This window comes from Arthrobacter sp. 2MCAF15 (assembly GCF_052115605.1).
GTDB lineage: Bacteria > Actinomycetota > Actinomycetes > Actinomycetales > Micrococcaceae > Arthrobacter.
In genome coordinates this window covers 43,697-55,897 of the sequence record NZ_JBFRGZ010000008.1, presented here as the reverse complement: position 1 = coordinate 55,897, position 12,201 = coordinate 43,697, and the positions used below count along the sequence as shown (strand labels likewise).

General features: G+C 69.8%; 11 protein-coding genes. 9 read left to right on the top strand and 2 right to left on the bottom strand.

The annotated features are described in order from the left end of the window. Position 1 precedes the first annotated feature (1 nt). From cobA to AB4089_RS10745, 5 genes are all read left to right on the top strand, one after another. Positions 2 to 1,036, top strand: a complete 1,035-nt coding sequence (cobA, locus tag AB4089_RS10765) for a uroporphyrinogen-III C-methyltransferase (protein WP_441409278.1) — start codon at positions 2 to 4, stop codon at positions 1,034 to 1,036. Between the two features lie 8 nt (positions 1,037 to 1,044). Beyond that, a complete protein-coding gene (locus AB4089_RS10760; protein WP_441409277.1) occupies positions 1,045 to 2,286 on the top strand; it encodes a uroporphyrinogen-III synthase in 1,242 nt (413 codons plus the stop codon). 184 nt (positions 2,287 to 2,470) lie between these two features. After that, positions 2,471 to 3,388, top strand: coding sequence for an FAD-dependent oxidoreductase (locus AB4089_RS10755; protein ID WP_441409276.1), 918 nt, complete (start codon positions 2,471 to 2,473; stop codon positions 3,386 to 3,388). Between the two features lie 163 nt (positions 3,389 to 3,551). After that, positions 3,552 to 4,250 carry a deoxyribose-phosphate aldolase gene (gene deoC, locus AB4089_RS10750; RefSeq protein ID WP_441409275.1) on the top strand — a complete coding sequence of 233 codons (699 nt, stop codon included), beginning with the start codon at positions 3,552 to 3,554 and terminating at the stop codon, positions 4,248 to 4,250. Positions 4,251 to 4,303: 53 nt separating this feature from the next. After that, positions 4,304 to 4,528 (top strand): hypothetical protein, encoded by a 225-nt coding sequence (locus AB4089_RS10745; protein ID WP_441409274.1) that lies wholly within the window; start codon positions 4,304 to 4,306, stop codon positions 4,526 to 4,528. Between the two features lie 51 nt (positions 4,529 to 4,579). On the opposite strand, the gene AB4089_RS10740 is transcribed toward AB4089_RS10745, so the two are convergent. After that, positions 4,580 to 5,404, bottom strand: a complete 825-nt coding sequence (locus AB4089_RS10740) for a metal-dependent hydrolase (protein ID WP_441409273.1) — start codon at positions 5,402 to 5,404, stop codon at positions 4,580 to 4,582. Between the two features lie 4 nt (positions 5,405 to 5,408). Beyond that, positions 5,409 to 9,065 (bottom strand): transcription-repair coupling factor, encoded by a 3,657-nt coding sequence (gene mfd, locus AB4089_RS10735; RefSeq protein ID WP_441409272.1) that lies wholly within the window; start codon positions 9,063 to 9,065, stop codon positions 5,409 to 5,411. 264 nt (positions 9,066 to 9,329) lie between these two features. Here mfd and AB4089_RS10730 point away from each other — a divergent pair, with 264 nt between their 5' ends. From AB4089_RS10730 to AB4089_RS10715, 4 genes are all read left to right on the top strand, one after another. After that, positions 9,330 to 10,853, top strand: coding sequence for an SDR family oxidoreductase (locus AB4089_RS10730; protein ID WP_441409271.1), 1,524 nt, complete (start codon positions 9,330 to 9,332; stop codon positions 10,851 to 10,853). Positions 10,854 to 10,899: 46 nt separating this feature from the next. Then, positions 10,900 to 11,397, top strand: coding sequence for a DUF2505 domain-containing protein (locus AB4089_RS10725; RefSeq protein WP_441409270.1), 498 nt, complete (start codon positions 10,900 to 10,902; stop codon positions 11,395 to 11,397). A gap of 4 nt (positions 11,398 to 11,401) precedes the next feature. Continuing rightward, complete coding sequence (locus AB4089_RS10720) at positions 11,402 to 11,623, top strand: SCO4848 family membrane protein (protein WP_441409269.1); 222 nt, start codon at positions 11,402 to 11,404, stop codon at positions 11,621 to 11,623. 111 nt (positions 11,624 to 11,734) lie between these two features. Further along, positions 11,735 to 12,178 carry a VanZ family protein gene (locus tag AB4089_RS10715; protein ID WP_441409268.1) on the top strand — a complete coding sequence of 148 codons (444 nt, stop codon included), beginning with the start codon at positions 11,735 to 11,737 and terminating at the stop codon, positions 12,176 to 12,178. Positions 12,179 to 12,201: the final 23 nt, after the last annotated feature.

Genomic DNA, 12,201 nt, shown 5'->3' with positions numbered 1-12,201 from the left:
CATGCAGCTCACCATTGACCTCACCGGACGCGAAGTCCTGGTCACCGGCGCGGACCACGCCGCGCGGCAGGCCGTACGGCGCTACGAGGCGGCCGGCGCCGTCGTGCACCGCCTGAGCACCCCGCACGGCGCCGGCATGAACGGGCCGCTGCCCGAGCGCCCGTTCCTGGTGGCGGCCGTCGAGGACGGCCAGCCCGGCTGGGAGGCCCTCCTGGACCGGTGCCGGGCCACCGGCATTCCGGTCGCAACCGAGCCGGCTGCCGGCCCGGTGGGACACGTCACGCTGGTCGGCGGCGGCCCCGGGACCACCGAGCTGCTGACCGTTGCCGCCGTGACGGCGCTGCGCGATGCCGACGTCGTCTTCTACGACCGGCTCGCCCCCTACCAGGAGCTGCCGTCCCTGACCTCGGCCGAGCTCGTGGACGTGGGCAAGAAGCCCGGCCACCACAAGGTCAGTCAGGCCGACATCGAAAGGCTCATGGTCGAAAGCGCGGTGGCGGGCAACAACGTGGTCCGCCTCAAGGGCGGGGACCCCTACGTCTTTGGCCGCGGCGGTGAGGAAGTCGCGTCCTGCGTCGCGGCCGGGGTTCCGGTCCGCGTCATCTCCGGAGTCACCAGCGCCATTTCGGTTCCGGCCGCCGCCGGTATCCCGGTCACGCACCGCGAAGTCAGCCACATGTTCACGGTGGTTTCAGGCCATGCCCCGCTGACGGAGAACGAACTGAAGCACCTGGCCGGGCTCGGCGGGACTATCGTGGTCCTGATGGGCATCGGCACACTGCACCACCTCGCCGCCGGACTCCACCGGGCCGGAATGCGGGCCGACATGCCGATGGCCGTGGTTGAACGCGGTTACCGGCCCGGCCAGCGCACCACCATCGCCGAACTGGGCACCATCACCTCCGCCGCCGCGGGCTGCAGCAACCCCGCCGTCCTGGTGATCGGGGAGGTTGTCCGGGTTGCCGAGGCCAACCGGGGCTGCGCCGAGGCCACGGCGGAGCTTGACCGCCTGGCCGCATCACTGCTGGAAGCATAAGGATTTTCATGAACGCACTGAACGCCGCCGCCGCAACCTTCCCGGAGCCCGGCGCACCCCTGACCCCGCTGACTCCGGCCACCCTGATCCCGGCGACCCTGATCCCGGCGTCCGCCGGGACGCCCCCGCCGGAACCTGCCGACGATGCGGCCGACCGGGACCTTCCCCTGGACGGTTTCCGGATCGGCGTCACCTCGCACCGCCGCTCGCAGGACCTCATCGAGGCCCTCGAGCGCCGCGGTGCCGAGGTGCTTCACGCCCCGGCGCTGAAGATCGCCCCGGTCCGGGAGGACGAGAGCCTGATCGAGGACACCCGGGCCATCATCGCCGCCCGGCCCGATCTCTGCGTCGCCACCACCGCCTACGGCATGCGCCGCTGGTGCGAGGCCGCGGACACGTTCGGCATTGGCGACCAGCTGCTGGAGACCCTCTCCGCCACCCGGATGTTCGTCCGCGGTCCCAAGGCCCGCGGCGCCGTGCGTGCGGCCGGGCTCGCCGACGTCGGCATCAGCAGCGACGAAACCACCGCCACTCTCGTGGACATGCTCCTTGCCGAGGGTGTCCGCGGCAAGACCGTCGCGGTGCAGCTGCATGGTTACACCGACGTCCGCCAGCTCGAACGGCTGCGCATGTCCGGCGCCACCGTCCTGACTGTCACCCCGTACCGCTGGGTCAAACCCGACGGCGCCGACCGGCTGCCCAAGCTCATCGAAGCCGCCTGCAGCGGCAACCTGGACGTCCTGACCTTCACCAGCGCCCCCGCCGTGGACGCGATGTGGAGCACGGCCCACGAGATGGGCGTCTATAAGCAGCTCGTGGAGAGCCTGAAGACCAACGTGGCGACCGCCGTCGTCGGCCCCATCACCGCGCAGCCGCTGATCGACGCCGGGCTGCACCCGCTGATCCCGGAACGGTTCCGGATGGGCGCGCTGATCCGGCTGGTCTGCGAGCACCTGGCGCTGAACCACGTCCGCCGGCTGGACACCGCGTCCGGCAGCGTGGAGCTGCGCGGCCGCTCGCTGCGCATCAACGGTGAGCCGGTCGAGATGGCCCCCGCGCCCCTGTTGCTGCTGCGTGCGCTGATCGGCGCCGGCGGGGCCGTGCTCTCCCGCGAGGCGCTCTCGGACCTGCTGGAACTGCGCGGCTCCGTGCACGCCCTGGACATGACCGTCAGCCGGCTCCGGTCAGCGCTGCCGGACACCCGGCTGGTGGAAACCGTGGTGAAGCGCGGCTACCGGATCCGGGTCTAACGGCGGCGGGCCGGTGGCTCTCCGCTGGGTGTGACCTACGACATTACCGGCCGGTAAATACTGGCGAACAGGCAGGTCAGAAGCGGCAACACCCGGGAAACACCCCGGAAAAATCGGAAGCCTACGCTGGGTTTCATCAAGCACACCGGCCACACGATAGCCACCCCAGCGAAAGGGCCAGCACATGTCCGCTCCGGCATTGTCTCCCACCTCCGGCACGTCTTCCTTGACCGCAGCCGCCTCCGGCACCGCCTCTCCGACGACCTCCACAACGGCCGCCCGGCCACGGATCGTCATCGCCGGCGCGGGTCCGGCCGCCCAGGCCCTCGTCCGGCACCTCACCCGGACCCCGTTCGCCGGCGCCGTCACGGTCCTCAGCAACCGCGATGACGCCCCCGAGGAACTGCTGGAGCTGGCCGCCCTGCCCCAGGTCTCCGTCCGCTTCGGCCAGCCGGCCAGCCACATCGACGCCGACAACCACGTCGTCACGACGGCCGACGGCATGGACTTCACCTACGACGAGCTCGTGGTCGCCACCGGTTCCGCTCCCGCCGAGACGCCGGTGGAAGGTGCCGCACGGTGCCTGAGCTATGCCACGATCGACGACGCCGCCCGGCTGGGCGAAGCCGTCAAGGACGTCACCCGGGTCCTGGGCCGGCGTCCCCTCGGCATCCTCGTCGGCACAGGCTCGGCCGCCGGCCAGGCCGAGGCCGTCCTCCGGGCCCGCGGCGTCCGCCCCGTCCGCACGACGGTCCGCCCGTCCGCCATCGTTCCCACCATCGCAGGGTCCGTCCTGCCGGCGTCCGGCATCGTCTTCGAGGACGGCTCCAGCATGAACGGCGACCTCGTGATCCTTGCCGAGGAGCGCATCGCGCGCGACGAACTGGCCGCCACGGCCGGGCTGGCCGCCGCTCCCGGCGGCGGGATTGTCATTGGCCAGGACTTCCGCACCTCCGTGCCGGGCATCTGGGCGATCGGCGACGCGGCAGCGTACGACGGCGTCCGGCTGGGCCTGCTGGTGGCCTCCGGTTCGGCCGCATCCGTGTGCGCGTCCCAGTTGCTGCAGGCCACCATGGCCCGGCCCCTGGCTGCTGCCGCCTGAGCGGACGGAGCATGCCCGGCCGGGGCATCGGCCGGGCATGTTCCTATGGCAAGATGGTCACCTGATAAGCCGCGCACCATGCGGCGCCGCCAAGGGCCCCGCAGGCCCACAAGGCCCGGGAAGGGACCGCCGTGTCCCCAGGCCCGCCAGGAAAGGGACCACCATGAGCCACGAAGCCGCCACCGGGGGCACGCCCGAGATTGCCTCCTACATCGACCACACCCTGCTCAAGCCGGAAGCCAGCGAGGCGGAGATCCTCAAGGTCTGTGCCGAGGCGGCCGAGTACCGGTTCAAGTCCGTCTGCGTGAACCCGGTCTGGGTCAAGACGGTCAAGAAAGCGCTGAAGGGCTCCGGTGTCCTGACGTGCTCCGTGGTGGGATTCCCGCTGGGCGCCACGCCGAGCGACGTCAAGGCCTTTGAGGCCCGCGGCGCGGTCCTGGACGGGGCCGAAGAGGTGGACATGGTCATCAACATCGCCGCGGCCCGCGCCAATGACAAGGGCGCCCTGGTGGATGACATCGCCGCCGTCGCCGAGGCCGTCCACGACGGCGGGGCCATCCTGAAGGTCATCATCGAAACGGCGCTGCTGGATGACGCCCAGAAGGTGCTGGCCTGCCAGGCTGCGGTGGAAGCCGGCGCGGACTTCGTCAAAACCTCCACCGGCTTCAACGGCGGCGGGGCCACGGCCGAGGACGTCGCGCTCATGCGCCGCACCGTGGGCCCGGACCTGGGTGTCAAGGCCTCCGGCGGCGTGCGGTCCCTGGCCGATGCTCAGGCTATGATTGCTGCAGGTGCAACACGTATTGGCGCCAGCTCCGGCATCGCGATCGTCAAGGGTGAACAGGGTTCGTCCGCGTACTGATCCGCGCCGGCAGCGCCCACAGTTTTGAGCCCCCAGGGGCCGAGGAGGAACACATGTCCAGCAACAACACCCAGTCCCGGCAGGTCGAGAACAGCCTCGGATCCAGCATCGCCGTGTTCGTGCCGATGATGGTCCTGTTCCTCGGCGCGATCTACTCGCTGTCCTTCCTGACGCTGGACAACGTCTGGCCGATGGCCATCTGCCTGGTCCTCTTTGCCCTCTCGTTCTGGATCCCGCAGACGCTGCTGGGCCGCTCGGATTCGGCCGGCGAGAACTAGGCGCCACGCTTAAAAGACTGAAGCTCCGGACATGTCCGGAGCTTCAGCCATTTAAGCGAGCCTAAGTAAGCCCTTCACCAGCCCCGCGCCCAGCGCCAGGACTGCCGGGAAGTGCGCCTTGGCCACGGCCAGGCCGGCGCCGAACATCCCCACCATCGCGTAGCCGCTGACCGGGATGAGGACGAACCATTCCCGCCGTGAGCCCGCCCGGCCCAGCAGCGGGATGGAGAACGCCCCGTTGGCTCTCCAGATGTTCTTGAGCAGCGGCAGTTTCCGCAGGACCTTCGGCGGCTTGATCACAATCGGCCAGAGCAGCGGCACTCCCCCGGTGGTGATCATGTCCCCCACAATGTGCACCAGCACGCCGGTGAGCATGGAGACCGGCAGCCAGGTCCACTGCTGCGGCGCGAACCACGTCACCAGGCCCGCCATGAGCAGCGCGAAGATCCAGTTGCTGACCACCCCGGATTTCGGAAAGAGCTTCAGCGCCTTCGCGGCGATGTTGATCATGAACATGCACAGCAGGCCGGCCCCGACGGACAACAGCCCCCACTGGGTCTGCACCTGGAACTGCCCGGCGAACGTGGCCAGCAGCACGAAGAACGCCGCGCCCAGCACCGAATGCGTGCCCTGCCGGTGGCCGCCGCTGACGTTCTCTATGCCGCGCGCCACCAGGTTGGACAGCGGCGGCAGCGCGTGCGCCACGGTGCTGGCGCGGTGGTCCCAGTCGCAGACCAGCGCGGTCCCCGCCGTCGCCATGGCGCCGATCACGATTCCCGTGGGATCCAGCGGGTACCAGCCGAGCGCGTACGGGCCGGTCGAGGCAATGGCTACCCACGCCGCGGCTCCCGACGCGGCGTGATGTCCTCCCATCATTCTTTTACTTCACCGCCGGTGTTGCTGCTACAGGAGTGTCAGATAAGATGTTGCGGATGACGCCGTTGGCCCACTCGAGGATCTCGGCGTCCTGCAGGTCCCGTCCGCCGATCTTCGCGGTCTTGGGCTTGGGGATGAGCACCGCGTCCAGGGCAGGCTTGGCCTGGGCGCCCGGGTACATCCGGGTCAGGCGCATGAGCTTGGACTCGGGCAGCTGCGCCGGGGAGAACTTGATGAAGTTGCCCTGCAGCGCGACGTCGGACAGCCCGGCCTCGCGGGCGCCCACCCGGAACCGGGCGACGTCGATCAGGTTGGTTGCGGGCAGCGGCAGTTCGCCGTAGCGGTCCACGAGTTCGGCGAGGACCTCGTCGATCGCCTCGTACGTGATGGCGCCGGCGAGTTTGCGGTATGCCTCCAGGCGCAGCCGTTCGCCGGGCACGTAGTCGTGCGGCAGGTGCGCGTTGACGGGCAGCTCGATCTTCATTTCGGCGGCCTTTTCCTCGGCCTCGCCGCGGTATTCGGCCACGGCCTCGCCGACCAGCCGGATGTAGAGGTCGAAGCCGACGCCCTGGATGTGGCCGGACTGCTCGCCGCCGAGCAGGTTGCCGGCGCCGCGGATCTCCAGGTCCTTCATTGCCAGCTGCATGCCGGCGCCGAGTTCGTTGTGCGTCGCGACGGCCTTGAGCCGTTCCAGCGCCACCTCGCCGAGCGGCTTTTCCGAGGGGTAGAGGAAGTAGGCGTAGGCGCGTTCACGGCCGCGGCCCACCCGTCCGCGCAGCTGGTGCAACTGGGACAGGCCGTACTTGTCCGCGCCGTCCACGATCAGGGTGTTGGCGTTGGAGATGTCCAGGCCGGTCTCGATGATGGTGGTGCAGACCAGGACGTCGAAGCGCTTTTCCCAGAAGTCCACGATGATCTGTTCCAGCCGGCTCTCGGACATCTGCCCGTGCGCCACCTCCACCCGGGCCTCCGGGACCAGTTCGCGGATCTTCGCCGCGGTGCGGTCGATCGTGGACACCCGGTTGTGGACGAAGAAGACCTGGCCTTCCCGCATGAGCTCGCGGCGGATCGCGGCGGAGGTCTGCTTGTCCGTGTACGGGCCCACGTAGGTCAGCACGGGGTGCCGTTCCTCCGGCGGGGTGGCCAGGGTGGAGGTCTCGCGGATGCCGGTCAGGGACATTTCCAGCGTGCGCGGAATGGGGGTGGCGCTCATGGCCAGGACGTCCACGTTGGTGCGCATCTTCTTGAGCGCCTCCTTGTGTTCGACGCCGAAGCGCTGCTCCTCGTCCACGATCACCAGGCCGAGGTCCTTGAAGCCGAAGTCCTTGGACAGCAGCCGGTGGGTGCCGATCACGACGTCCACGGAGCCGGCCTTGACGCCGTCGGCGGTTTCCTTGGCTTCCTTGCCGCTCTGGAAGCGGGACAGCGGTTTGACCACCAGCGGGAAGCCGGAGAACCGTTCGGTGAACGTTTCGTAGTGCTGCTGGGCCAGCAGTGTCGTCGGCACCAGCACGGCCACCTGCTTGCCGTCCTGGACGGCCTTGAACGCGGCGCGGACGGCGATCTCGGTCTTGCCGTAGCCGACGTCGCCGGAGATCAGCCGGTCCATCGGGATCTCACGTTCCATGTCGGCCTTGACCTCGTTGATGGTGGTCAGCTGGTCCGGGGTCTCCACGTAGGGGAAGGCTTCCTCGAGCTCCCGCTGCCACGGGGTGTCCGGGGCGAAGGCGTAGCCGCGGGAGGCCATCCGGGCCGAGTACAGCCGGATCAGCTCGCCGGCGATCTCCTTGACCGCCTTGCGGGCCTTGGACTTGGTGCTGGCCCAGTCCGCGCCGCCCATCTTGCTCAGTGCCGGGGTGTCGCCGCCGACGTACCTGGTGACCTGGTCCAGCTGGTCGGTGGGCACAAAGAGCCGGTCGCCCGGGGCGCCGCGCTTGGACGGGGCGTATTCGAGCACCAGGTACTCGCGCACGCCGTCGCCGCCGCCCGCCACCCGGCGCTGGATCAGCTCGACGAACCGGCCGATGCCGTGCTGTTCGTGCACCACGGAGTCCCCGGCCACGAGCTGGAGCGGGTCCACGGCGTTCCGCCGCTTGGACGGCATCCTGCGCATGTCCTTGGTGGAACTGGCTGAGGTCCGGCCCAGCAGGTCAGCCTCGGTCAGCAGCGCCAGCTTGAGCGGGTCCAGGACAAAGCCGCGGCCGACGGCGGCGGTCGTCACCTCGATCAGCCCGGCCTGCGGATCCGCCTCGAGGGTGTCCACCCGCGCGCAGGGGATGTCGTTGTCGTGGAAGAGTTCCGCGAGGCGCTGCGCCGGGCCGGGGCCCTCGGTGACCACGACGATCCGCCACTGGTCGCGGACGCGGGAGCCGATGAAGTCCATCATTTCCGCGACGTCGCCCTGGTATCCGCGGGGTTCGCGGGCGTGCAGGTTCAGGACGTCGACGTCGGGCAGCAGCTCTTCGTCGCTGGCCAGCGAGGTGATGGACCACCAGGAGACGCCGTGTTCCAGGGCGGCGGTGCGGGTTTCGGTCAGGGAACGGAAGCTGGCCGAGTGCAGCGCTTCGGACGCCGCGGAGGTCAGATCGAGCGGCGCGGTGCCGCCGTCGGACGCCGTGGACCAGGCGGCCTCGAGGAATTCCTCGTTGGTGGCGGCGAGGTCGTGCGCACGGGTGCGGACCTTTTCCGGCTCGATCACCACGGCGATGGAACCCGCCGGGAGCTGGTCCAGGAACGGCACCATGGCGTCCACCAGGACCGGGGCCAGGGATTCCATGCCCTCGACGGCGATGCCGCCGGCGATCTTTTCCAGCATGTCCGCCGCGGCCGGAAGCTGGGACTTCAGCGTCGCCGCGCGGGACATGACGGAGGGGGTGATCAGGATTTCGCGGCACGGCGGGGCGTGGAGCTCGGTGGGGTGGTGCAGGCCGGGCGCGGTCAGCGAGCGCTGGTCGGCGACGGCGAACCAGCGCATCTGGTCCACCTCGTCGCCGAAGAACTCGACCCTGATGGGGTGGTCCTCGGTGGGCGGGAAGACGTCCAGCATGCCGCCGCGGACGGCGAATTCGCCGCGGCGGGTCACCATGTCCACCCGGGCGTAGGCGGCGTCGGCGAGGCTCTTCACGACGCTGCTGAAGGGGGCCTCCTGGCCGACCTTCAGGGTCACGGGCACCAGTTCGCCCAGGCCGGCGACGATGGGCTGCACGACGGCGCGCACGGGGGCCACCACCACGCGCAGCGCACCGGCGGTGGACGATTCGGGGTGTGCCAGGCGGCGGAGCACGGACAGCCGGCGGCCGACGGTGTCCGAGCGCGGGGAGAGCCGTTCGTGCGGCAGGGTCTCCCAGCTGGGGAACTCGGCGACGGCGTCTGCCGGCAGGAAGGCGCGCAGGGCTTCGGTCAGGTCCTCGGCCTCGCGGCCGGTGGCGGTGACGGCCAGGACCACGGGCACCGGGCTGCCGGCTTCCTTCCCCGCGAGCGTGGCCAGCCCGTCTGCCATTTCCGCGAGCAACGTGGAGCGCATGCCGGCCGGGGCGCTGATCTGGTAGTCCTCGCTGCGGCCGGCGAACCCGCGGGCCGCCTCGGCCTGGATCCGGGCGTAATTCCGGTCTTCGGCGAGGACACGGCGCAAGCCGGTGAGAGAGGGGCCGTTGAGGCTCATGGCTGGAGCTCCTGATGGGATCACGGGGATGCAGGCAACACGAATAGCCGAAATTCGTGAGAATCCCGGGTGTTCCAAGCGTACCGCGCGGCCGGGGGCGGCCCGCACCGGCCCCGCACCCGGGCCGCATCCGGGCCAGCAGGCTCGCGGCCGCCGGGGCTAGGCTGGAAGGACCGCGGCGGGCCTGGCGGCAGTCCGCAGCCGGCCACACTCCGAATGCCTTGTATCCGAATGCCTTGCATGCGCAACGATCAGGAGCCTCCCATGAACGGCAAGCCCCCAGGCCCGAACCACGATTCGACCCCGAAAACCGTGCTGGTCACGGGCGCCACCGGCTACATCGGCGGCCGGCTTGTCCCCCGGCTGCTCGAAGCCGGGCACCGGGTCAAAGTCGTGGTCCGGACGCCGGCCAAGATCGCCGGGGTGCCGTGGCTGGAGGACGTCGAGGTGGTCCACAGCAGCCTCGACGACGGCGACGCCCTGCGGGAAGCCCTCGACGGCGTCGACGTCCTGTACTACCTGGTCCATTCCATGGCGGCCGGGGCCGGTTTCGAGGCCAAGGAAAAGGCGATGGCCGGGACGGCCGCCCGGGCCGCGGCCTCGGCCGGGGTGGGCCGGATCGTCTACCTTGGCGGCCTGCACCCGGCCGGGGCCGAACTGTCCACCCACATGCGGTCCCGGGAGGCGGTGGGAAAAGTCTTCCTGGACAGCCCCGTGGACGCCGTGGTGTTCCAGGCCGGCGTCGTCATCGGCTCCGGCTCGGCGTCCTTTGAAATGATCCGGCACCTGTCCGAGACCCTCCCGCTCATGCCGGCCCCGAGCTGGGTGCGCAACAAGATCGAGGCAATCGCCGTCCGCGACGTCCTGTACTACCTCGTGGCGGCCGCCTCACTGGAAGAGACCACCAACCGGACGTTCGATATCGGCTGCCGCCAGGTGCTCAGCTACGCCGGAATGATGCAGGAATACGCGGCCGAGGCTGGCCTGCCGCACCGGGTGGTGCTGGCGCTGCCGGTGCCCGCGCCCAAGCTGGCCGGCATGTGGGTGGCGCTGACCACGCCGATCCCGCTCTCCATGTCGCTGCCACTGGTCGAATCGCTCCAGCACGATGCCGTCTCCCGGGAGCACGACATCGATCACTACATCCCCGTGCCCGACGGCGGCCTGACCCCCTACCGGCGGGCCGTGGCCCTGGCCCTGGGCAAGGAACGCGACGGCCAGGTGGAGACCACATGGGCCAGTGCCGGCGTGGACGCCGATCCCCTGCCCAGCGACCCGGACTGGTCGGGCCACACGGTGTACGTGGACGAGCGAAGCTTCCGCAGCGACGTGGACCCCCGGCACGTGTGGACTGTCATCGAAGGAATCGGCGGCCGGAACGGCTGGTACTCCCTGCCCCTTGCCTGGCAGGTGCGCGGCTGGCTGGACAAGCTCACCGGCGGGGCGGGGCTGCTGCGCGGCCGCCGGCACCCCCACCTGCTGGCGGAGGGCGAGGTGGTGGACTGGTGGCGGGTCGAACGGATCGACCGCGGCTCTCTGCTGCGGCTGAGGGCCGAAATGAGGGCCCCGGGCCGGGCCTGGCTCGAGCTCTCCGTGGAGCCGGACGGGGCGGGCAGCCGGTACCGCCAGCGCGCCATTTTCTTCCCCAAGGGCCTCAGCGGCCGCCTCTACTGGCTCGCGGTGCTGCCATTTCACAGCGTCATATTTCCCGCCATGTCGCGGAATATCACCGCCGCCGCCCGGGAGCTGGACCATCTCGAATCGGAGCCTGCCGGGCCCACCACGTAGGATGTTGGAGCCCGAATCGTCCACTTCCACATCCCGGAGGACCCCTATGGCCCTGAGTGCATCCACCAACGTTCCGCACAGCGTCGACCGCGTTACCGCGGTTTTCGTCAATGAAGACTTCCTGCGCCACACGAGCGAACTCGTCGGCGGCACCCTGGAATCCTTTGCCATTGACGGAGACCCCGCCGGCGCTTTCAGCACCACCACCGTGCGCACCATCCCGACCACGCGGATGCCTGACCTCGCCCGGAAATTTGTCGGCGAAACCCTGAAGGTCACCCAGCTCGAGGCGTGGGAAGCCCCCGCCGCCGACGGCTCCCGGCAGAGCCAGATCTCCCTCAAGGTCGCCGGCGCCCCGCTGGACGTGAAGGCTGTCCAGCGCCTCGTGTCCGAGGGCGGCAGCACCCGGATCGAGCTCGAGGGCAACGTGACCTCCTCGGTGCCGTTCCTTGGCGGCAAGATCGCCGACGCGGCCGAACCGATGGTCGGCAAGGCCCTGAACCTGCAGTCCCAGCAGGCCCAGGCCTGGCTCGAAAGCCACTGACGCCGTGGAACTGCCCGCAGTCCTCGCCGTCGTCCTGATCGTCGCCGGCGTCTGGTCCCTGGCCGTCTGGCCGCAGTTCCTGCGCCGGGTCATGAAGGACCCGCGTGCCCGCGACGCCAACGGCAAGGCCACGCGCTTCCTGACCGTCCACGTGGTCCTCGTCAGCATCTCCATGCTGCTGGGGGCCGCGACGGCGGCGATCGGCATTGCCGGGCTGTTCAGCTAGCATCCGGCGCGCCGGCGGCCATACCGCCGCCGGTGTGCCGGATTTCCTGCCCTGGCAGCGTACCGACGGCTAGAATCAGCAAAAAGGTGGACCGCTGAAAGGGGACGCCAATTGCTATCCCGCCGCGCGGCCATCTGGGCACTGGGCGCCTATGTGCTGGTCCTGGGCGTCATCGCCCTCTGGCCCGTTCCTGTGGACCAGGGCGCATCCGATCTGCTGATGCGGTCGCTGCGGAAGCTGCACCGCTGGGGCGTCCCCACCTGGCTCGACTATGGAGTGGTGGAACTGGCTTCCAATGTCATCCTGTTCCTCCCCCTGGGCGCCCTCGTCGCCCGGATCCTTGGCCCACGGCTGTGGTGGGGCGGGGTTGCCGTCGGTTTCGTCGCCTCGGCCCTGATTGAGCTCGCCCAGCTCATCTTCCTCCCGGCGCGCTTCGCCTCAGTGGCCGACGTCGCTGCGAACACCTTTGGCGCCATGATCGGCGCCCTCGCTGCCCTGCTGCTCATGGCATTCTCTGCTGCTGTGCGGTTCCGGCGCCCACCGCGTACGCTGTGAACAGGCCACCACGGGAGGACAAC